This window comes from Streptococcus sp. 27098_8_103 (assembly GCF_041432345.1).
In the GTDB taxonomy this organism is placed as follows: domain Bacteria; phylum Bacillota; class Bacilli; order Lactobacillales; family Streptococcaceae; genus Streptococcus; species Streptococcus mitis_BV.
Window position 1 is genome coordinate 1 of sequence record NZ_JAPVZK010000023.1, and the last position, 21,963, is coordinate 21,963.

At 40.4% G+C, this 21,963-nt stretch carries 24 protein-coding genes and 1 other RNA gene; 7 read left to right on the top strand and 18 right to left on the bottom strand.

What is annotated here, in order from left to right:
* Window positions 1-53: 53 nt before the first annotated feature.
* From O3599_RS07365 to O3599_RS07385, 5 genes are all read right to left on the bottom strand, one after another.
* Window positions 54-1,388, bottom strand: a complete 1,335-nt coding sequence (locus O3599_RS07365) for an Nramp family divalent metal transporter (RefSeq protein WP_000094601.1) — start codon at window positions 1,386-1,388, stop codon at window positions 54-56.
* A 375-nt stretch (window positions 1,389-1,763) separates the two neighbouring features.
* Window positions 1,764-2,111: a transfer-messenger RNA gene (gene ssrA, locus O3599_RS07370) on the bottom strand.
* Window positions 2,112-2,172: 61 nt separating this feature from the next.
* On the bottom strand, window positions 2,173-2,808 hold the full coding sequence (locus O3599_RS07375) for an SGNH/GDSL hydrolase family protein (protein ID WP_000290665.1): 636 nt from the start codon (window positions 2,806-2,808) through the stop codon (window positions 2,173-2,175).
* Between the two features lies 1 nt (window position 2,809).
* The gene (locus O3599_RS07380) at window positions 2,810-3,637 is read right to left on the bottom strand and encodes an HAD family hydrolase (protein ID WP_084926896.1); all 828 of its coding nucleotides are present in this window, start codon (window positions 3,635-3,637) and stop codon (window positions 2,810-2,812) included.
* A 21-nt stretch (window positions 3,638-3,658) separates the two neighbouring features.
* Complete coding sequence (locus tag O3599_RS07385) at window positions 3,659-4,984, bottom strand: CapA family protein (protein WP_345773190.1); 1,326 nt, start codon at window positions 4,982-4,984, stop codon at window positions 3,659-3,661.
* 174 nt (window positions 4,985-5,158) lie between these two features.
* Here O3599_RS07385 and def point away from each other — a divergent pair, with 174 nt between their 5' ends.
* Both def and rlmB read left to right on the top strand, forming a co-directional pair.
* Window positions 5,159-5,770: a peptide deformylase gene (gene def, locus O3599_RS07390; RefSeq protein WP_001272956.1), complete on the top strand. Its 612-nt coding sequence runs from the start codon at window positions 5,159-5,161 to the stop codon at window positions 5,768-5,770.
* Window positions 5,771-5,814: 44 nt separating this feature from the next.
* On the top strand, window positions 5,815-6,543 hold the full coding sequence (gene rlmB / locus O3599_RS07395; protein ID WP_164226725.1) for a 23S rRNA (guanosine(2251)-2'-O)-methyltransferase RlmB: 729 nt from the start codon (window positions 5,815-5,817) through the stop codon (window positions 6,541-6,543).
* Between the two features lie 39 nt (window positions 6,544-6,582).
* Here the strand turns inward: rlmB and trxB are convergent, their stop codons facing one another.
* The 7 genes from trxB to O3599_RS07430 all read right to left on the bottom strand — a co-directional run bounded on the left by trxB (window position 6,583) and on the right by O3599_RS07430 (window position 10,937).
* Window positions 6,583-7,494 carry a thioredoxin-disulfide reductase gene (trxB, locus tag O3599_RS07400; RefSeq protein ID WP_000272298.1) on the bottom strand — a complete coding sequence of 304 codons (912 nt, stop codon included), beginning with the start codon at window positions 7,492-7,494 and terminating at the stop codon, window positions 6,583-6,585.
* 65 nt (window positions 7,495-7,559) lie between these two features.
* The gene (locus O3599_RS07405) at window positions 7,560-7,784 is read right to left on the bottom strand and encodes a DUF4059 family protein (protein WP_000926599.1); all 225 of its coding nucleotides are present in this window, start codon (window positions 7,782-7,784) and stop codon (window positions 7,560-7,562) included.
* Between the two features lie 77 nt (window positions 7,785-7,861).
* On the bottom strand, window positions 7,862-8,605 hold the full coding sequence (locus O3599_RS07410; RefSeq protein ID WP_000590965.1) for an amino acid ABC transporter ATP-binding protein: 744 nt from the start codon (window positions 8,603-8,605) through the stop codon (window positions 7,862-7,864).
* A complete protein-coding gene (locus tag O3599_RS07415; RefSeq protein WP_020901891.1) occupies window positions 8,605-9,405 on the bottom strand; it encodes an amino acid ABC transporter permease in 801 nt (266 codons plus the stop codon). Before O3599_RS07415 ends, O3599_RS07410 begins: the two co-directional genes overlap by 1 nt.
* A 157-nt stretch (window positions 9,406-9,562) precedes the next feature.
* Window positions 9,563-9,919: an arsenate reductase family protein gene (locus tag O3599_RS07420; RefSeq protein ID WP_020901892.1), complete on the bottom strand. Its 357-nt coding sequence runs from the start codon at window positions 9,917-9,919 to the stop codon at window positions 9,563-9,565.
* A 5-nt stretch (window positions 9,920-9,924) separates the two neighbouring features.
* Entirely contained in the window at window positions 9,925-10,443 is a 519-nt protein-coding gene (locus O3599_RS07425; RefSeq protein WP_084926898.1) for a methylated-DNA--[protein]-cysteine S-methyltransferase, read from the bottom strand.
* Complete coding sequence (locus tag O3599_RS07430; RefSeq protein ID WP_084926899.1) at window positions 10,443-10,937, bottom strand: GNAT family N-acetyltransferase; 495 nt, start codon at window positions 10,935-10,937, stop codon at window positions 10,443-10,445. Before O3599_RS07430 ends, O3599_RS07425 begins: the two co-directional genes overlap by 1 nt.
* Window positions 10,938-11,071: 134 nt before the next feature.
* Between O3599_RS07430 and O3599_RS07435 the strand changes: the two genes are divergently transcribed.
* Both O3599_RS07435 and O3599_RS07440 read left to right on the top strand, forming a co-directional pair.
* A complete protein-coding gene (locus O3599_RS07435; protein WP_084926900.1) occupies window positions 11,072-11,518 on the top strand; it encodes a DUF1836 domain-containing protein in 447 nt (148 codons plus the stop codon).
* Window positions 11,515-12,162, top strand: coding sequence for a hemolysin III family protein (locus O3599_RS07440; RefSeq protein ID WP_001097996.1), 648 nt, complete (start codon window positions 11,515-11,517; stop codon window positions 12,160-12,162). Before O3599_RS07435 ends, O3599_RS07440 begins: the two co-directional genes overlap by 4 nt.
* 20 nt (window positions 12,163-12,182) lie before the next feature.
* On the opposite strand, the gene pdxT is transcribed toward O3599_RS07440, so the two are convergent.
* The 3 genes from pdxT to nox form a co-directional block, all read right to left on the bottom strand.
* Window positions 12,183-12,764, bottom strand: coding sequence for a pyridoxal 5'-phosphate synthase glutaminase subunit PdxT (gene pdxT, locus O3599_RS07445; protein WP_247939113.1), 582 nt, complete (start codon window positions 12,762-12,764; stop codon window positions 12,183-12,185).
* Complete coding sequence (gene pdxS / locus O3599_RS07450; protein WP_000138517.1) at window positions 12,765-13,640, bottom strand: pyridoxal 5'-phosphate synthase lyase subunit PdxS; 876 nt, start codon at window positions 13,638-13,640, stop codon at window positions 12,765-12,767.
* Window positions 13,641-13,793: 153 nt separating this feature from the next.
* A complete protein-coding gene (gene nox, locus O3599_RS07455; RefSeq protein WP_000036778.1) occupies window positions 13,794-15,173 on the bottom strand; it encodes a H2O-forming NADH oxidase in 1,380 nt (459 codons plus the stop codon).
* A 308-nt stretch (window positions 15,174-15,481) separates the two neighbouring features.
* Between nox and O3599_RS07460 the strand changes: the two genes are divergently transcribed.
* From O3599_RS07460 to O3599_RS07470, 3 genes are read left to right on the top strand one after another with little or no spacing between them, the layout of a single operon-like run.
* The gene (locus tag O3599_RS07460) at window positions 15,482-16,405 is read left to right on the top strand and encodes an FAD:protein FMN transferase (RefSeq protein ID WP_004256850.1); all 924 of its coding nucleotides are present in this window, start codon (window positions 15,482-15,484) and stop codon (window positions 16,403-16,405) included.
* Window positions 16,406-16,464: 59 nt separating this feature from the next.
* Window positions 16,465-17,070, top strand: coding sequence for an NADPH-dependent FMN reductase (locus tag O3599_RS07465; protein ID WP_000915951.1), 606 nt, complete (start codon window positions 16,465-16,467; stop codon window positions 17,068-17,070).
* An 18-nt stretch (window positions 17,071-17,088) separates the two neighbouring features.
* Window positions 17,089-18,327 (top strand): NAD(P)H-dependent oxidoreductase, encoded by a 1,239-nt coding sequence (locus O3599_RS07470; RefSeq protein ID WP_247939112.1) that lies wholly within the window; start codon window positions 17,089-17,091, stop codon window positions 18,325-18,327.
* Window positions 18,328-18,446: 119 nt separating this feature from the next.
* On the opposite strand, the gene O3599_RS07475 is transcribed toward O3599_RS07470, so the two are convergent.
* The 3 genes from O3599_RS07475 to glyQ all read right to left on the bottom strand — a co-directional run bounded on the left by O3599_RS07475 (window position 18,447) and on the right by glyQ (window position 21,960).
* Window positions 18,447-18,704, bottom strand: a complete 258-nt coding sequence (locus tag O3599_RS07475; protein ID WP_000371299.1) for a DUF896 family protein — start codon at window positions 18,702-18,704, stop codon at window positions 18,447-18,449.
* Window positions 18,705-18,746: 42 nt separating this feature from the next.
* Window positions 18,747-20,783: a glycine--tRNA ligase subunit beta gene (glyS, locus tag O3599_RS07480; protein ID WP_371512449.1), complete on the bottom strand. Its 2,037-nt coding sequence runs from the start codon at window positions 20,781-20,783 to the stop codon at window positions 18,747-18,749.
* A 259-nt stretch (window positions 20,784-21,042) separates the two neighbouring features.
* The gene (gene glyQ / locus O3599_RS07485) at window positions 21,043-21,960 is read right to left on the bottom strand and encodes a glycine--tRNA ligase subunit alpha (protein ID WP_000038733.1); all 918 of its coding nucleotides are present in this window, start codon (window positions 21,958-21,960) and stop codon (window positions 21,043-21,045) included.
* Window positions 21,961-21,963: the final 3 nt, after the last annotated feature.

The window sequence follows — 21,963 nt, forward strand, 5'->3', positions numbered from 1 at the left end:
AATCTTGGGTATCTTTTTTCTTATATGCTTGTTTTATAACTCGGGTGAATTTCTTAGAAAATATCAAATAACAATTTCACATTGAGAATTGTTAAGATAATGGAAACGATATAGCCAAGGATGGTATTCCATTTGGCATTGGTAAATTCTCCCATCAGTGATTTCTTAGAAGTTAGATAAATCAGTGGGAAGATTGAAAATGGAAGAGCAATCGAAAGAAAGACTTGTGAATAAACCAATAACTGATCTAATGTTTTTTCCTGATGACCAAACAGAACCGCTACAATCATGACAGGCAACAAGGCAAAGAGACGAGTTGCCAAACGAATGAACCATTGAGGTAATCTCATATGCAAGAAACCTTCCATAACGATTTGTCCAGTCAAGGTACCCGTAATTGTCGAATTTTGACCACTGGCTAATAAAGCCAAGGCAAACAAGGTTGATAAGGTCGAGCTAGCTATAGCTCCTGCAATAGTAGAATCCTGCAAGGCATTATACATTTGAGAGAAGGCAGAAATCTCAGATGCATGGCCGAAAAAGAGAGCCGCCCCGAGAATTAATAGAAGGGAGTTAACCACAAAGGCCAAGGATAATTGGAGATTTGAATCCCAGGTCATAAAGCGCACGGCTTTTCGAACATCATTCTTGTCCTTGTGATTGATTTTCCGAGTTTGTGACAAGGAAGAATGCAAATAGAGGTTATGGGGCATAACCGTTGCTCCCACGATCCCTAGTGCCAAGGTTAATTGACTTTCATGCCCTGGCAAGGGACTTTCAAATAAGGTTGCATTCGGTAGATAACCCTCAACGATTCCTTGGAAGCTTGGATGTGACAAAGCTACCAGATAGGTAAAAATTGCTAGAATGGTTAAAATCAGTGTTGTCACAATAGCTTCAATCTTCTTAAAGCCAAATTTCATCAGAAGCAATAAGAGAAAAACATCCAACACGGTCAAGAGAATTGCTATCATAATCGGAATCTTAAAGAGAAGATTGAGAGCAATCGCTGAACCTAGAACTTCTGCCAGATCTGTCGCCATCAAGGCTAATTCTAAAATCACCCATAGACTATAACGAAGCCATTTAGGTGAATGATGAGCCGTTGCTTGAGCCAGGTCCATCTGGGTTACAATACCAAGCTTTCCTGCCATCTGCTGAAGTTGCATGGCAATGAGAGATGAAATCAAGATAACAAACAAGAGACTATACTTATAGGAAGCACCACCGACTACACTGGTAATCCAGTTTCCTGGATCCATATAACCAACTGCGACAAGAGCACCCGGACCTAAAAAGGCATTTAAATTTTGCCAGAAATGATTGTTATTTGGAGTATCGATAGATTGATTAATCTCAGAGAGTGACACTTTTTTATGAGAAGACATAGATACTTACCTCTTTCTAAACCTACTTTTTCATTATTTTCTATTAGAGAAAAATAAGATTGACTTTAAACTATTAAAACAATGAAAACTATATGAAAAACATTTAGTTTTTTCATTATTTTTCTTAAGGCACCTTAATTATAACAGAAAAATGAAAACTATATGAAAAACATTTAGTTTTTTCATTATTTTTCTTAAGGCACCTTAATTATAACAGAAAATATGATAAAAACTTAAGAAAATTCAGGACTTGATTTAATATTTAGGATACAACAAAATGTTGTATTCTTTTTTTGCAAAAGAATACCAAAGAATAAAATAAAAAACGTTGTAAAAACAACGTTTTAGAAAGATTTACAAAACAATGTAAATTATCAATGGAGCCGGTGGGAGTCGAACCCACGTCCAAACATCTGCTAACATATTTGTCTACAACCATAGGTTATGTATTCGTTTAACAGTCCCTCGACACATAACTCAAGCCTAGAAACCGCGAGTCTATCAATCTCTTATCAAGCCGCTAGACAAGACTTGATCGTATCTCGCTAATAATAAGACCTGTCATTGAACACGAGCAATCCAAATCGGGTCACGCCTGCTGGTTTTTAGGCAGCTAGAGCGTAAGAAGTGTTATTTTTTGCAGTTATATTTAACTGAGCGTTTACGTCGCCACACGAGTCGCAAAATATGCCTCATAATGCCTGTCGAATCCGTAACGACCCCAAAAGACAATAAAACCATTATACCTTATCTAACACAAAAATGCAAAAAGGAAAGCAATTAACTACAAAAGATAGTCTTTCAAAGATTTTGTCAAAACCTGATAACCAGCAACACTAAGGTGCAACCCATCAGTTGTATAATCTTTTTTGAGTTGACCTGCCTGGTCTGTCAAACTATCAAAAACTGGCACAAATTCTACCTGCATATAGGCAGAAGCAAGCTCTTGATAGGCTTGATTCCATTTCTGAATTTTTTCATTCGTGCGGATATAGACTGTCTGCTTGTACTCTTCTCCCTCATTGACTGGCAAAATAGAAAGCAATTTAATCTCAGTCAATGGATAATCGCGAGCAATGGATTGTATGATAGCTTCGAGGTTATTGAGAGCCTCATTCACAGGCACATCTTTTCCGATATCATTTGTCCCAATCAAAAGGACAATTTTATCTACTGCTCCACCGTACAGATGCGCATCTAGATTTTCTAATAACAGCCCTGTCTGATACCCTCGAATGCCTCGATTGACAATCGTCTTCGAAGTCCCAAATAGTTCCTGCAGAGGATAATATTCGACAATGGAATCCCCAATAAAAAGAATGTCTGGCTCTACAACAGAAACCTGATTTAAGTGACGATACTTGGTTTGGATTTTTTCTTGTTCCTTTAGTAACCAATTTTCTAATAACTGTACTGCCACTTCATTCTCCTTTTTCTAACCAGTTTTCCAAGATTTGATAAACTCCTCCTTGGCTATTGGCTGGCGCTAGAGCAGTAGCCACAGCTTTGGCTTTATCATCAGCATTTTCCATCGCATAGGCAATTCCAGCCATTTCAAGCATTTCAACATCATTTTCACTGTCACCAAAAGCCATGATTTGTTGGGAGGTCAAGTCCCAGCGCTTGAGTAATTCTTCCAAGCCCCATGCTTTATGAATTCCAGCTTGAAGGATATCAATGCAACCATAGCCACTCGATACAGCACGAACACGGCCATCAAAGAGGTCATTGATTTCTTCCAAGACCGAACTCAAACGTTCCTCACCAACAACCATACTCATCTTGAGCACACCACCAAAGAGGTCAGAGGTTAATTCATCCACAAAATGCATCCGTTGGTAGAATTTTTCAATCATTTCTGGAGTCATAAAACTTTCAAGGTCTGTAAAAATCGTACCTTCTTTGACGAAACCACCCTTCATAGACGTTACAACAAACTGATCCTGACACGCTCGACCCTTAAAATGAGCCAAAGCCTTATCGACAATGGCATCATCCCAAGTCTGAGCCAGAATCAGTTCATTGTTTTCAAAAACACGAGCACCGTTTGCAACAACCAGAACCACCCGATCGACCAAGTGCTCCAGTAGTTGCCTCATTCGATGAATTTCATTCCCAGTCGCAATGACAAAACGAATACCCCTTTGATCCAACTTATCTAAAATCTTTTCCAAGCGTGGAAGATCAAGCTGGCCTCTAGCATCCAGCAAGGTCCCATCCATATCTGTCGCAATTACTTTAATCGTCATTTACTTCCCTCTGGATTCAAGCTAATCCCACTTCAATCCCACATGTTCGTTCATTTCTTTATAAGCTGTATCAATTCGTTCCTTAGTCGCTTCATCCAACTGGTCACGATGACTACCACCCTCGATAAAATCTTCTAAGATATAGGTTTGGTAAAGGAAAAGTGGATAACCTTCTGGAGAATAGGTTCCTTTCGGTGTACGATTTACCCAAGAAGGATGCGCTTTGGCAGTTTCGATTGTCGTCTTACCGGCTTTTTTCTTAACAGTCACATCCATGAGCACGCCACGCTCTGTCCACTTAGCATTCTCTTCATCTTGCATGGTTTCAATTCGTTGATTGGAAATGAAGTTCCCCATTGAATAGATAATGAGTTTCTTGTCTCCATCTTTTTCAACCGTTTCAGATGGTTCAACTACGTGAGGGTGCCCTCCAAAGATAATATCCGCTCCCCAATCGATCATCTTGTGATAAAGAGCCTTTTGTTCTTCAGTTGGTTCCAAGCGATATTCCACACCCATCTGAGGCATGATAATGGTGATATCCGCTTCCTTCTCTGCTCGTTCAATTTCAGCCTTCATCTTGTCTTCATTTAGGTCTGAAAGATAGCGGTTATAGTCTTCTTGAGAAATACTTTGCTCAATTCCATTAAAACCATAAGAATAGGCCAAAAGTGCCACCTTAATACCGTTCACTTCCTTGATAACCAGTGGAGCTTGATCACGTGACTCATGCGTATACACTCCAATAGGTGTCATTCCTGCCTTCTCAATAGCATCTGCTGTTGAGACCACACCTTCTATTTGTGAATCTAGGATATGGTTATGCGCCAAGTCTAGCACTTGATAACCAGCATCCTTGATGGCATCCATGACTTCGCTAGGTGCATTAAAGAGAGGATAACCAGCCAAATAATGGTCCTTGTTTACAGTACCTTCAAAATCACCTATAATCAGGTCTGCTTGTTTGAGCCATGGTTTCACATAATCAAAATTTTCATGAAAATCATAGGTTCCATTTTCTTTTAAGGCAGAACGATAGATGGGAATATGATAGAGGAGGTCCCCATTTGCCATAATTCTTGCAGTTTTTTCCTCTTCCTGATCTTTAGCATTTTGATTGGTCTTATTTGCTTCTTGAGAAATGGCATCCTTTTTTTGACTGGTTAAGGGGATTCCTTGGAAACTTTCAAACAACAAGACCAAGCCCATTGATAAAGCAACTGCTAGCAAAAGGACCGCAACAAATCCCTTATTGCTCCACCTACGATAACTCCTAAAAAAGTTTACAAAACCCCTCACAAAATGAAAAACTGGTCCACGTTTATATCTATCTTGTCTTCTTTGCATCTTCATTCTCCCTGCTTTCTAATGCAAGCCTTTTCTTTTTATTATATCACAGATAAGTAATTCTTTCACAATTGAATCGAACCTACTAGGCATTTTCTATAAAAGCTCGATGCCGTAATGCTTTCAATCCTTGTCATTTTGTGATATCATGTAGAAGTAATGAAAGGAGAGAAAATGTCTGCAATAGAACGTATTACAAAAGCTGCTCACTTAATTGATATGAACGATATTATCCGTGAAGGGAATCCTACCCTACGCGCGGTTGCTGAGGAAGTTACTTTCCCTCTATCTGATCAAGAAATCATTCTTGGCGAAAAGATGATGCAATTCCTCAAACATTCCCAAGATCCTGTCATGGCTGAAAAGATGGGACTCCGAGGTGGTGTTGGTCTTGCTGCTCCTCAATTAGATATCTCAAAACGCATTATCGCTGTTTTGGTGCCTAATATTGTCGAAGAAGGCGAAACTCCACAGGAAGCTTACGACTTGCAAGCCATTATGTACAATCCAAAAATCGTCTCTCACTCTGTTCAAGACGCTGCTCTTGGTGAAGGAGAAGGTTGCCTGTCTGTTGACCGCAACGTGCCTGGCTACGTAGTTCGCCATGCTCGCGTTACTGTTGACTACTTTGACAAGGATGGGGAAAAACACCGTATCAAACTTAAAGGTTATAACTCCATCGTTGTTCAACATGAAATTGACCACATCAACGGTATCATGTTTTACGATCGTATCAATGAAAAAGACCCATTTGCAGTTAAAGATGGTTTACTGATTCTAGAATAAAGAAAATCCCGTTGCAAGACGGGGTTTTGTGTTATAATAGAGGCATGAAAACAAATGATATTGTCTATGGCGTCCACGCCGTTACCGAAGCCCTCCTTGCAAATACTGGCAACAAACTCTACCTCCAAGAAGACCTACGAGGTAAGAATCTTGAGAAAGTCAAGGAACTGGCTACAGAAAAGAAGGTGTCCATTTCTTGGACTTCAAAAAAATCCCTCTCTGAGATGACTGAAGGTGCTGCTCACCAAGGTTTTGTTCTACGAGTGTCTGAATTTGCCTATAGCGAACTAGATCACATCCTTGCCAAAACACGTCAAGAAGAAAATCCACTTCTATTAATTCTGGACGGGTTAACCGACCCCCATAATTTGGGTTCAATCTTGAGAACAGCCGATGCGACCAATGTTTCAGGTGTCATCATTCCCAAGCACCGTGCTGTAGGAGTTACTCCTGTCGTTGCCAAAACGGCCACAGGTGCTATTGAGCATGTTCCAATCGCCCGAGTGACCAATCTCAGTCAAACCTTAGATAAACTTAAGGATGAAGGCTTCTGGACCTTTGGAACAGATATGAACGGTACTCCTTGCCACAAGTGGAATACAAAAGGGAAAATTGCCCTCATCATCGGAAATGAAGGAAAAGGCATCTCTAGCAACATCAAAAAACAGGTAGATGAAATGATTACCATTCCGATGAATGGACATGTTCAAAGTCTTAATGCCAGTGTTGCTGCAGCAATTCTCATGTACGAAGTTTTCCGAAATAGACTATAAAAAAAGTTTCCAGTCATCTGATTGGAAACTTTTTTATGATTAACTATGTTCGGTGATAAATTTATAGGCTTCTTGACCAGCGATAGCTCCATCTCCAACTGCTGTTGTTACTTGTCGAAGGTCTTTCAAGCGAACATCCCCAACTGCAAAGATACCATCAACTGCAGTTTTCATGTGATTATCTGTCACAATCCAGCCAGCCTGATCTTGGATATTCAATTCTTTAACAAAATCGCTAAGAGGGTCCAAACCAACATAGATAAAGACACCACCGAAGGCTTGTTCTGTCACTTGACCTGTTTTCACATTTTCAAAAACGACAGATTCTACTCTGTTTTCACCCTTGATTTCCTTCACTACAGAATCCCAGATAAAGCTGATTTTCTCATTCGCAAAGGCGCGGTCTTGTAAAACCTTTTGGGCACGAAGTTGGTCACGACGGTGAACAATGGTAACAGTCTTAGCAAAACGAGTCAAGAAGAGGGCTTCTTCGACAGCTGAATCTCCGCCACCAACTACCAACAAATCTTGGTCACGGAAGAAAGCACCATCACACACGGCACAGTAAGAAACACCACGACTGTTCAGTTCTTCTTCTCCAGGTACTCCCAAAGGACGGTGTTTAGAGCCAGTCGCTACGATAACGGTACGAGTTTCATATGTTTGGTCATCAGTCATCACTTTCTTAAAATCACCATGGTCTTCGACATTTTCAACATAACCATAAATGTGCTCAACACCAAGATTTTCAAGCGGTTCAAACATCTTTTCTGCCAATTCTGGCCCACTAATATTAGCGTATCCAGGGTAATTTTCAATATCAGATGTATTATTCATCTGACCACCTGGCAGACCACCTTCAATCAAGGCTACTTTCAGATTGCTTCGAGCAGCGTACAAGGCTGCAGTCATCCCTGCAGGTCCAGCACCGATAATAATAGTATCGTACATATAGTTTCCTTCTTTCTTGTTGTAACTATCTTCATTCTAACTCTTTCTTGTCAATCATGCAAGGATTATGCTTTGAAAACAAGAATTAAACTCATAACCGCAAAGGATAATACTGGAACAACCAAGACACCAATCATAATCATATCATAGAGATGGGCTTGGCGAGCCTTGGCTGTCTTATCAACTCCCGACATGGCTCTCAGTCCAATCCAAATCCCTAAAAAAATCAGGACGAGGATGGTGGTCAAGATCAAACTCTCGAAATATAAAGAAAATAGTTGCAGTAGCATGATTTCTCTCATTTCTATCTTTTTTAAAGAGTAAACTCAGCTAGTCCAGCTAACTGAGTTTTCCTTTATCTATTATATCAAATATAAGTCCGTTTGTAACTAGCGAAGAATTCTTTTGTCCGCTCTTCTTTCGGATGGTGGATAATCTCATCCGGTGTTCCAGACTCAATGATTTTCCCCTTATCTAAGAAGAGAATCTTATCAGCCACTTGGGCTACAAAGGACATGTCATGACTAACCAAAATCATGGTCTGACCTGACTTAGCAGCATCTGCGATAGATTTTTCTACTTCTCCGACCAATTCTGGGTCAAGGGCTGAAGTTGGTTCGTCTAAGAGCAATACATCTGGTTTCATGGCAAGGGCACGCGCTAAGGCAACCCGTTGCTTTTGTCCACCTGATAAATGTCGAGGGTAATGGTTTTCACGGTCAGAAAGCCCAACCTTAGCCAACTCTTCCTTGGCAATCTTAGTCGCTTCTTGATCAGATAATTTCTTGACAACAACTAAGCCTTCTTTCACATTATCAAGTGCTGTACGTCGTTCAAACAAATTAAACTGTTGGAAAACCATGGACAGCTTGCGGCGTAGGGCCAGGATTTCTTCCTGAGTGATTTTAGAAAAATCAACTGAGAAATCATCAATCTGAATTGATCCACTGTCAGGAGTTTCAAGATAATTGAGACTACGAAGGAAGGTTGATTTTCCAGCTCCTGAAGAACCAATCAAGGCTACAACTTCCCCTTTTTGAATATCTAAGTCCAGATGATCCAAGACAGTCTGTCCTGAAAAGGATTTGCTTAAATTCGAAATCTTAATCATTAACGAAGGTCTCCTTTCACATCTGTTTGCACTGTATCGGGTGCAGAAATAGCCATTTTTCTCTCGATGAAACGACCGAGGCTTTCAATTCCGATATTGACTACCCAATAAACAAGGGCAACGGAGATGAAGCGCTCAAAGTAACGATAATCAGCTCCACCCAGAATCTGAGCTTGGGCAAATACTTCCACAACACCCGCACTAAAGGCTAGGGAAGTTCCTTTGGTCAAGCCGATGAGGGAATTGATTAAGGTTGGAGTTGCCACAACGGCTGCATTTGGAATAATTACGCGACGATAAACTTGTGCTCGGGTCATACCCAGACTGCGTGCCGCCTCAATCTCACCAGGATTGACTGAGAGAATGGCTGCACGAATGGTTTCACTCGCATAAGCTGCTTCATTGAAAGCAAAGGCGACAATCGCAAAAGCAGCGGCTGGAATCGCATTGATATTGAAACCAGTTCCCCATTGCTGATTGAGAGCTTTCAAAGCCAAAGGAATTCCGTAGTAGGTCAACATGAGTTGCACCAAAATCGGTGTCCCTTTTAAGAAACTAACAAAGAAGGCCTGCAAGGGATATAAAATTTTGACACGATTGATTTTCACAATGGCAAAAAGAAGTGCCAAAACCAAGCCAAAAAGAGCACCACCAATTGTCAACATAATCGTTGTTGGAAGTTGTTGGACAATTCTCGGAATTCCATCAAAGACCGAACGCAAGCTAAAAAGCTTGCCATCCGGAATCAATTGCATCAAGTTTTGGTACCAATCTGATGCTAAAATCGTTGTAACATTCATAAAAACATCCTCTCCTGATAATGATTCATTCTACCATACTTCTGCCGTCAATGAAATTATTTGCTACGGTCAGATACAGACTTTGTCTACCTACTAGTTTATCATACTTTGAAACAGGGAGGTTATATATTTTATCTATCAAAGAGATAGATAAAAACTATTTCAATCCCAATTCTTCATAAGGTTTTCGATAACCGATTTGCTTAACAGTTCCATTTTCTACTAAAATGGGCCGTTTTAACAACATACCGTCGCTTGCTAGCAACTCAGCTGCTTCTTGGTTTGACAGACTTCCTACCTTATCTTTCAGTCCTAATTCACGGTATTTGATTCCACTGGTGTTGAAAAATTGCTTCAACTCGAAACCTGAGGTCTCTAGCCAGTTTAAAATGACTTCTTGACCAGGTGTTTCTTCCACGATGTGAACAGCTTTATAGTCTACACCGAGTTGGTTTAATTCTTGTTTTGCTTTTTTACAAGTTGAACATTTTGGGTATTCGATAAATTCTAACATGTGTTTCACTTTCTATTGTTTATATCTTTAAAATCTGCGTCTTCATGCTCCAAGAGCCAAGCTTTCTTTTCCACTCCTGCAGCATAACCTGTCAGACGCTTGCATGCTCCCAGCACACGATGACAAGGTACTAGGATAGACCAAGGATTGCGTCCTACCGCTCCGCCAATTGCTTGAGCAGAAGCCACTTGCAGATCTTGGGCTATTTGTCCATAGGTCACTGTCTGACCATAAGGAATTCTCTGTAAATAGGACCAAACTCGCTTTTCAAAATCCGTTCCGATTGGAGCCAAGGGCAAGTTGGATAAATCCTGAGACTTACCTTTAAAGTAAGCATCTAAGCAAGTAATAACTGGGTCTAAAATGGGATGACTAACAACTGCTTCTATCGTCTCATCTCCTAGTCCTCTCTCAAAATGCTTCTGCTCCTGCACCCAAATGCCATACAGATATTGCTCGTCGGCAACCAAAGACAAGGTTCCTATTGGCGAAAAGTAGAGCATTTTTACGTACATCTTTTGCATTATTTCTTTAATTTTTGATAGGCCAAGCGTTCGCCATCAACAGGCACTTTACCAACCTGTTTAAAACCAAGTTTTTCAAAAATATGCTGCATGACCTTGTTTGCAACATGCGTATCTGAGCGAAAATCTAGATAGTCAAAACCTTCAATCAAGCCCTCTAAGAAGGTTTGAGCAACGCCCTGTCCCTGTACATCTGCTGCCACAGCAATACGGTGAAAGACTAGGTACTCTGACTCCCCAGCTTGCCATTTTCCTTCATAAATGGCTTCATAGACTGCCTCTGGACTCTTGGTCACAGCTGCATAAGCTAGTAGTTCTCCCTCTTCCAAGGCTACGTAGGCTTGACCCGAGATAATATCTTCAATAATAATATCAGCATTTGGATAGCCATTTTGCCACTGGTCACTACCAGCATCTGCTAAACATTTTTTAGCATCTTCCATCACCTGCATGATGGCATCTACTTCGTTTGGAAAAGCTAAACGAATCTCCATCTTTTCTCCTCATTTCTGACTAGTTTCTCCCATCATAGCATAATTTAAGTCTTTCTACAAGCAGTTAAAACTTGACTTTCTATTTTTATTATTTTATAATCTAGTTATTAAAACTAGATAAAAAGGAGTTGAAAATGAAAACTACCTTTTCCTACCCCAAATGGGCAGAAATTCCAAACATCGACCTCTATCTGGACCAGGTTTTGCTCTATGTCAATCAGGTCTGCGCCCCTGTCTCTCCAGATAAAGACAAGGTATTAACAGCATCCATGGTCAACAATTATGTGAAACATGGTTACCTGACAAAGCCTGACAAGAAAAAATACCAACGCCAACAAATTGCCCGTTTGATTGCTATCACAACCCTCAAGTCGGTATTCTCTATTCAAGAAATAGCACAGACACTTAATACTCTACAAACTCAAGCAAGTTCAGACCAACTCTACGATGCTTTTGTAAACTACATGAACCAAGGAATTGATCCAGCTAACCCCATTATCCAAACCAGCTGCCAAACCGTTAAACTCTATCATCAAACTCTAGCCTTAATCCATCATACTCAAGAGGAGGTAATCAAATGAACACTAGTCTTAAACTCAGCAAACAACTCAGTTTTGGAGAGGAGATTGCTAATAGCGTGACCCATGCTGTGGGTGCCGTCATCATGCTCATCTTACTCCCCATTTCATCCACCTATAGTTATGAGGCACACGGATTTTTATCATCTATCGGCGTTTCCATTTTCGTTATTAGTCTCTTTCTCATGTTTCTATCATCCACCATTTACCACTCTATGGCCTATGGTTCAACCCACAAATATGTCTTGAGAATCATTGATCATTCTATGATTTATGTTGCTATTGCAGGTTCATACACGCCCGTCGTCTTGACCTTAATGAATAACTGGTTTGGCTATCTAATTATTGCCATCCAATGGGGAACGACCATCTTTGGTATTCTCTATAAAATCTTTGCTAAAAAAGTCAATGAGAAATTTAGCCTTGCTCTTTACCTGATTATGGGCTGGTTGGTTCTGGCTATCATTCCAGCCATTATCAGTCAAACAACGCCAATTTTCTGGAGTCTCATGGTAACTGGCGGACTCTGTTATACTGTTGGGGCTGGATTTTACGCCAAGAAAAAACCTTATTTCCACATGATTTGGCATCTCTTTATCCTAGCAGCATCTGCCCTCCAATACATCGCCATTGTTTATTACATGTAAAAAAGTTGAGAAATTCAATCTCAACTTTTTTCTCTACACATATTGATAAAGTACTGGTGCAAGCGCACATCATCAGTCAATTCTGGATGAAAAGAAGTTACCAACATATTTTTTTCTTGGGCTGCAACGATTTGATTGTCAACTGTTGCTAAAATTTCTACATCTTCTCCAACACTACTGATAATTGGACCACGAATAAAGGTCATTGGAATCTGACCGACTCCCTTACATTCTGCTTCCGTATAGAAACTTCCTAGTTGGCGCCCATAGGCATTGCGCTCGACCACCATATCCATAGTTCCTAGATGACTCTCTTCCTGAGAAGTAATTTCTTTAGCCAGCAAAATCAAGCCTGCACAGGTTCCAAAGGCTGGTAAACCAGATAGAATGGCTTCTCGAATGGGAATCAGCATGTCCTGCTCACGTAAGAGCTTGCCCATGGTTGTAGATTCCCCACCAGGTAATATCAAACCCGACAAATCACTCTGATGTTTCTGAAAATCTTCTAAATTTCTGATTTCAACACTCTCGACACCTAATCGATCTAGCACTTTTGCATGTTCTGCAAAGGCCCCTTGCAAGGCCAATATTCCGATTTTCATCTATTTTCCTCGCTCTGCCATGAGAATTTGAATTTCATTTTCATTAATACCAACCATGGCTTCGCCTAGATCTTCAGAGATTTGAGCTAGGATCTGAGGATTACGGAAGTTAGTTACCGCTTTGACAATGGCACTCGCTCGTTTAACAGGATCTCCTGACTTGAAAATACCTGAACCGACAAAGACACCCTCTGCCCCTAATTGCATCATCAACGCAGCATCTGCTGGCGTTGCAACGCCTCCAGCCGCAAAGTTTACAACTGGCAATTTTCCATGTTCATGGACGTATTGAACCAATTCTACAGGTACCTGCAAGTCCTTAGCAGCAACATAAAGTTCGTCCTCTCGTAAGTTTTGAATACGGCGAATTTCCTGATTCATCATACGCATATGACGAACAGCTTGGACGATATCCCCCGTACCCGGTTCTCCTTTGGTACGAATCATAGAAGCACCTTCAGCGATACGACGCAAGGCTTCCCCCAAATCCTTAGCCCCACAGACAAAAGGAACTTGGAATTCTTTTTTGTCCACATGGAAACGGTCGTCTGCTGGAGATAAAACTTCACTCTCATCGATATAGTCAATCTCAATAGCCTCTAAAATCTGAGCTTCAACAAAATGCCCGATTCTGACCTTGGCCATTACTGGAATACTAACCGCTTCTTGGATTTCCTTAATCATCTTTGGATCACTCATACGGGAAACACCACCAGCTGCACGGATATCAGCTGGAATCCGCTCCAAGGCCATAACAGCTGCCGCACCAGCAGCCTCTGCAATACGGGCTTGTTCAGGGTTCTGAACGTCCATGATAACCCCACCTTTGAGCATCTGTGCCAAGTTTTTATTTAGTTCATAACGATTTTCAGTCATTTATTTTATCCTCATTATTTATATTGGTAGCTACCATTTCATTTTAAGTTAGATTAAAATGAAGTACAAGATAAAAAAAACATAATTGTGTGGGTACAGATTGGCTAAAAAAACTATCTGACCTTAGCTTAAGGCCAGATAGTTCATCAAATTTTATTTTTCAGCTGTAAGGGCAGCCATTGTGATGTAGTTATATGGTTTGTTGAAGTGTGGCAAGAAGAATAGGTCTGTCAATGCCAATTTATCAATTGTCACATGTTCTTGGATAGCAAGTGAGAACATGTGGATTCCCATGCTGATTGCAGAATCGCGTGAAACCATTTGTGCACCAAGAATTTCACGGCTATCTTTGTCAAAGACAATCTTGATGGCTACTTCATGGTTATCATGTTTCATGAATTCTGGTTTTTGAAGATCGTTAAAGCCTGTTTCAGTTGCATTGTAACCAGCAGCTTTCGCTTTTTCAAGAGTCAAACCAGTTGAAACCATATGAAGACCGTAGATTGAGATACCGTTTGATCCTTGAACACCGATTCCTTCCAATTCATGTCCACATGCGTTATATGCACCAACGATACCAGTACGAACAGCGTTTGAAGCAAGCGCAATGTAGCTAGTGTCTTTACGAGCGTTGTCATAAACAGTCGCACAGTCACCTACTGCGTAAACGCCTGGGATAGATGTTTCTTGTTTTTTGTCTACAAGGAAGGCACCGTTACGGAATAGTTCAATTTTTCCATCAGCAAGGGCTGTGTTTGGACGGAAACCAACTGCAAGGATAACCATATCCACATCAAAAGTTTCTTTATCAGTAATCAAGCGTTCAACTTTACCGTCACCCTCGATTGCTTTAACAGTTTGACCAAGCGCCAAGCGGATGTTGTGGTCTTCCAAGTTCTTCGCCATCATTTGTGTGAAGTCTTTGTCATAGTAACCGTTCAAAACAGTATCAACGATATCAACAAGGACAACTTCTTTTCCAAGACGTTCAAAGGCTTCAGCAAGTTCAACACCGATATAACCACCACCAACAACGGCGATTCGGTCAAGGTGTTGACTCTTATCAGACAATTTGTGAATCACTTCTTCAGCGTTTTGGTACAATTTCACAAATTGTACGTTTTCAAGAGTTGCTTTAAATTCACGGTTTCCTTTAACAATTTCAACACCTTCGATTGGTGGCAAGATTGGTGTAGAACCTGTAGCGAAAATCAATTTTTCATATGATTCTTTGTGCTCTTTTCCTTCAACTTCCGCTGTAACTACTTTGTTATCATAGTCTATTGAAAGAACTGGTGAATTCATGTATACCTTAGCACCTTTAGCTTCCAATTTTTCTTTATCAGAATAGAACAAGCCTTCAGCACCGTCAATTTGTTCACCGATCCAAAGGGCCATTCCACATCCTAGGAAAGAGATGTTAGAATTTTGGTCGAATACAACAATTTCGTTCTCATTTCCAAAATTATCCAACATAGTATTAATACATGCTGTACCAGCGTGGTTAGCACCAACTACAACGATTTTACTCATAGAAAAATTCCTACCTTCAATTTTAAATTTACCTCTCTAGTATAACATTTACTGTTAGCGTTTACAAGAGTTTTGCTAATTTTCCCGTTTTTTTTGTAAAAAAATGTAAATAATCTGTATTTTATCAGTCTTTCTTACAATTACTCTTTATTTTCTGAGCATATTTCTTGACAAGTTTACAAATTTTATTTGTGAAAACGCTGACTTTATGGTATGCTAGTATCATGAAAAGAAAATGTAAGGGGTTAAATTTAATATAAATTTACTATATTTCAGTCTTCTTTTCATAAAAGAAAGGAGTTGGTAGCTTGCCTCTTAGTTCACATTCCGAACGGCTAATGGGGACTACTATCACTATTTCATTAGTAGATGAGCGAGCCGATAGCTTGATCCAGAAATCCTTTGATTTACTCAGAGAGCTCGAATACCGCTTCAATGCCAATAGCCAAGAATCTGAGTTGATGGAAATCAATCATCAAGCTGGAATAGCCCCCGTCAAGGTTCATCCAGACCTGTTCGAACTGATTTCACTTGGATTAGAGCATAGCCTAGCGCCATCTAGCCATCTCAATATCAGCATTGGTCCCTTGATTCAAACCTGGCGTATCGGTTTTTCAGATGCCAAAGTTGCCCAGCCTCAAGAAATCGAATCAATTCTCCCTTTAATCAATCCTCATTATATCGAGTTAGATTCTTCTACTTCTACTGTGTTTCTAAAACAGAAAGGAATGAAGATAGACCTAGGTTGTTTAGCCAAGGGTTATAGTGCGGATAAAGTTGCTCAATTTCTGAGAAAAGAGGGAGTGACATCTGCCTTGATCAATCTGGGAGGGAATATCCTGACTATTGGAAAAAATCAGGCAAGAGGGGATCAGCCTTGGCAAATTGGGATTCAAGACCCAGCCAATCCGAGGGGAAATCACTTAATGACCATCCCTGTTGTCAATAAATCTGTCGTGACTTCAGGCATTTATGAACGTCACCTGACTGTCGATGGAAAAGATTACCATCATATTTTTGACAGCCAAACAGGATATCCTGTTGAAACGGAACTAGCGAGTCTAACAATCATCTCTGATAAATCAGTTGATGGTGAAATCTGGACAACTCGTCTATTTGGAGAAAGACCTGCTTCTATCCTCTGGCAAGTCGAAAGTTTGGAGGGCATCGAAGCTATCCTCATCGATAAGGAAGGTCACCTAAGCTGTTCTTCAGGAATTCCTACTCTATAGAAACAAATGTTTCAATGGAGTTTTAAAATTGTATTATGTAAAAAGAGAAAGGAAATCTCATGTTAAAACTTATTGCTATTGTTGGAACAAATTCAAAACGTTCTACAAACCGCCAATTGCTTCAATACATGCAAAAACACTTTGCTGAAAAAGCTGAAATTGAACTTGTTGAAATTAAAGACATTCCTGTCTTCAACAAACCAGCTGACAAGCAAGTACCTGCTGAAATTTTAGAAATTGCTGCTAAAATTGAAGAGGCAGATGGCGTTATTATTGGTACTCCTGAGTATGACCACTCTATCCCAGCTGTTTTGATGAGCGCTCTTGCTTGGTTGTCTTATGGTATCTATCCACTTTTGAACAAACCAATCATGATTACAGGTGCTTCATATGGTACGCTTGGTTCATCACGTGCCCAATTACAACTTCGCCAAATCTTGAATGCCCCAGAAATCAAAGCAAGTGTCCTTCCAGATGAATTCTTGCTTTCACATTCTCTTCAAGCCTTCAATCCAAGTGGAGATCTAGTGGATCTTGATGTTATCAAAAAATTAGATGCCACTTTTGACGACTTCCGTATCTTTGTAAAAATTACAGAAAAATTGCGCAACGCACAAGCCCTACTTCGCAAAGATGCTGAAGACTTTGACTGGGAAAATTTGTAAGATAGGAGACCAAAAAGAATGAAATTTGTTGGACTTGTAGGATCAAACTACGATCAATCATATAACCGTAAACTCTTGGAATTCATCCGTCGTCACTTCAAACTCAAATTTGAATTAGAAGTTCTCGAAATTGATGAAGTTCCAATGTTTAACCAAGACGAAAAATGGGACGAAAGCTTCCAATTGCGTCTCTTGTATAACAGAATTACGCGTGCTGATGGTGTTATCATCGCTACTCCTGAGCACAACCACACAATCTCAGCTTCCCTAAAATCTGTTCTTGAATGGCTTTCATATGAAGTTCATCCATTTGAAAACAAACCAGTCATGATTGTGGGTGCTTCTTACTATGACCAAGGTACTTCTCGTGCCCAAGTTCACCTTCGTAAGATTCTTGACGCTCCAGGTGTCAATGCCTACACTCTTCCAGGAAATGAATTCCTTCTTGGTAAAGCTAAAGAAGCTTTTGATGTTAATGGAAATATCACGAATGAAGGAACTGTTAATTTCCTTGAAACATGCTTGGACAACTTTGTAAAATATGTGGGAGTCGTTTCAAAATTGAAAAAACCAAAACCAATTGAGCCAGAAGATTTATATTGTACAAATTCAATTGCAACTACTATCCAAGGTGTTGATCCAGATGATCCTGAATGGGTAGAAAAAGCTGCTGAACTTGTTGGAGCTGTTTCTGGAGATACTTACGTTAAATTAGACCACGGTATCTTGACAGTTAACCAACTTGACATGTTCTTGAAAGCAATGCCATTTGAATTGACATTTGCAGATGATAATAATCAATTCTTGTACTTTAATAACGCACACCAAGACCCAGATACAATGTTTGGTAAACGTGTCCGTTCTCAATCAGGAAATAGATTAGGGACAGTACACGGTACATTGCCAGATTCTAGAATGAAAAACGTTGAATGGGTTGTCGGCGTATTGCGTAACGGGGATCAAGAATATGTCCGTACAATTGTGCCGGGAACACCTGAAGGTGTTATTAATACCCATAATTACCAAGCAATGTACTATCCAGATGGTTCATATGCTGGAATCAATGAAATCATCTTTAATTTCCAACCATGGCTTGACTGGTACCTCAATACAACTGGTCAACGTCTAGTTGGTGGAAATGCTGCAGCTCCTGCTGGAGGCCACGGTGGTGCAGACGCTACATCTGGCGCTTCTGATGCAGGTGATGCTGGAAGCCACGGTGGCGGCGCAGACGCTACATCTGGCGCAAGTAACTAATAATTAATAGTTTTAGGAACCATTTTGGTTCCTTTTTTATTCAAAAACGACTAGCAGACACAAACTGCTAGTCGTTTTGTTATCGTTTCATCAATCTTTGTTAAAAGAAAGAATACTTATTATGAATTTGGATCATCGAGACTACGGCCATGTAACCCTTTTTCACGTTGTACTTGACGTAGTTTTTCTGGTGTAACATCGTTTCCTTCTTCGTCCACAATTTTGATCCCTTCGATGTGGTGACGAACAGTGCGACGATAACCTTCGATGTACTCCTCACGTAGTTTGGCTTGTTCTACTTTTTCTTCTGGGGTCAAGCCTTCTGTTTTTTTCTTTTTGGCAAGCTCGTTAATACGATCAATTTTTTTAGGATCCATGTTTCTCTCCTTTATGATAAGATTTAGTCCGTTTATCAAATTTTATTTAGTGTTAATTTGGTTAAAACGAGCAAGCTTAGCTGCTTTTTGAGTTAAATGAGACAAGATAGCCAAGCGATTTTGACGGACTGCTTCATTTTCAGCCATAACCATGGTATTCTCAAAGAATGCATCAATGACTGGGCTAAGAGCAAAGAGTTGTTTCAATTGTTGACTGGCAGATCCTGATAAAACGAGTGTTTCTACTGCTTCTGCCAAGGCTTTTTCTTGGTCATTTTCAAAGAGTGCTGAATCAACTGTAGCTACTCCTTCTGCCTTCTCAGCCAAGTTAAAGGCACGAGAAAGTGATTCAACAGAAGGTTTGAAGTCTTCTTCCTTACTTGCTTCTACGAGAGCACTTGCTGCTTCCAACATATCCGCCACAACAAAGTTTGATCCTGCAAGAACGGCTTCCTTGATATCTTTTGGAGTAGAACCCATCATCTTATCAACACGAGCCTTGATAAAATCCATAACCTCTGCCTTATTTTCATAAGTCAAGCTGTCAAATTTCAATGCATAAAGGCTATCTATCAGCTCGTCCATAGCAATGTGCCAACCAAAGGCATCCAAGATACGAACCACACCTTGCGTCGCACGACGAAGGGCATAAGGGTCATTAGAACCTGATGGAATCAAGCCTACTGAGAAGAAACTCAAAATCGTATCCAATTTGTCTGCAATGGCTAGAATGGCTCCAACCTTGCTCTCTGGAAGTTCTCCTTCGGCTGATGTAGGCATGTAGTGTTCACGAATAGCAGCTGCTACCGCTGGAGTTTCCCCAGCAAGAAGGGCATATTTTTCACCCATAATTCCTTGGAGTTCGTCAAACTCACCAACCATACCTGTCAACAAGTCAAACTTGTAAATGGCTGCTGCACGGGCTAGGTCAATCGTTTCATCCGCTGACAAACCAGCTTTTTCTGCCAAGAGAATAGCAATCTGACCAGTACGAATCATGTGTTCACGAAGGGAACCAATTTTCTCATGGAAGGTTACATTGTTTAATTTTTCAACAAGGTCTGAAATCACCAATTTTTGGTCTTCACGCCAGAAGAATTCACCGTCTTCTAAGCGAGCTACTAAGACTTTTTCATTTCCTTTAATGACATTTTCCAAATACTCTGCGTTTCCGTTACGAACAGAAATGAAGTTTGGCAAGAGTTTACCGTCTTGATCACGAACAACAAAGTAACGTTGGTGTTCTTTCATTGAAGTCACCAAAACTTCTTCTGGAACTTCAAGGTATTTGGCATCAAAACTTCCCATAAAGGCAGTTGGGTATTCAACCAAGTTCAAGACTTCATTCAGCAAATCAGCATCAATTTCGATACGTACACCATGCTCAGTTTCGATTGCTTTGATTTGGTCAACAATCATTTGCTCACGTTCACGAGGATCCGCGATTACAAACTGCTTACGAAGGTCTTCTTCATAGCTCAATGCTGACTGAATCTTAGTTTCTTGTCCCAAGAAACGATGACCACGGCTCACACGACCTCCCTTGATATCAAGGAAATCCAAATCAAACTCTTCTTCGTCTAAAAGAACAGTTAAAGTGTGAACAGGACGGATATATTCAAAGGTATTGTTAGCCCAGTGCATGCTGACAGGGAAAGTCAAGGACTTCAAGACATCTACAACACCAGGAACAATGGCTTCAACTGCTTGACCAACTTCTTCCTTAGTGACATAGACATATTCTTCACCCTTGATTTCACGGAATTCAATATCTTCAACAGTCAAGCCTTTTCCACGGACAAATCCTTGAGCTGCTTTTGTGAAGTTTCCATCACTATCCAAGGCAATTTTCTTTGCTGGCCCCTTAAAATCTTCTGTCAAATCAGCCTGTTTGTCTGCAAGACCAGTTACACGAACAGCCAAACGACGTGGTGTTGAGAAGGTTTGAATAGCTTCAAAAGACAGGCGGTTTTCCTTGAGGAAGGCTACCATTTTTTCGCCTAGTTGTTTTTCACTTGGTGTGACAACATAGGCTGGTAATTCTTCAAGACCGAGTTCTACTAATAAGTTTTTTGTCATGTTTTTTCCTTTACATTTTCTTCAATCTTTTTTGATATGCACCTTAGGTACTGGGGACGTCGCTAACTAACTTTGTGAGTCTGTATGGAAATCTAATACTAAATTGATCAAGATTTCCAACAGTCTCATCAAAGTGGATTTAGCTGACTGATTTTTGAACCCAAGGTTTCAAAAATCCCCACGTAACAGTACGGCGGTGCATATTCCTCTAGCAAGTCTTCGACTTGCCTCTAACGATTTTAGAGCACGATATTACTCACTATTCTGCGTCTTCTGCTAAGAGTTTAGCTCGTGTTGCTTCATCCAAAAGTGGGTAGCCTAGGCGTTTGCGTTCTGCGACAAAGGTTTTGGCTACAACACGGGCCAAATTACGGATACGAGCGATATAGCCTGCACGCTCGGTTACGGATACGGCACCACGCGCATCAAGCAGGTTAAAGGTATGTGAACATTTGAGAACATAGTCATAGGCAGGGTGCACCAATCCTTCTTCCAAGGCACGACCAGCTTCTTTTTCAAACTTATCAAAGTTTTCAAGCAACATTTCTTGATCAGAAATTTCAAATGAATATTTTGAATGCTCGTACTCAGGCTGGATGAAGATTTCTCCGTATTTTACACCATCAGCCCACTCAATATCGTAAACAGAGTCAACCTCTTGGATGTAAGAAGCCAAACGTTCCAAACCATAAGTAACTTCCGCCGTCACAGGGCCAGTTGCCAATCCACCGACTTGTTGGAAATAAGTGAACTGAGTAATTTCCATACCGTCAAGCCAAACTTCCCAACCAAGACCAGCTGAACCAGTTGATGGGTTTTCCCAGTTGTCCTCAACGAAACGAATATCGTGTTCCAAAGGATTGATTCCCAATTTTTCCAAAGACTCAAGGTAAAGTTCTTGGATGTTTGATGGAGATGGCTTCATAACCACTTGGAATTGGTGGTGTTGGTAAAGACGGTTAGGGTTTTCTCCGTAACGACCGTCAGCAGGACGACGTGATGGCTCTACATAAGCCGCATTCCATGGCTCAGGTCCGATAGCACGAAGGAAAGTGTAAGGACTCATTGTCCCCGCACCTTTTTCATTGTCATAAGCCTGCATAAGCATACAACCTTGGTCATTCCAAAATTGTTGCAAAGTCAAAATAATTTCTTGAAATGTTAATTTCTTAGACATTGT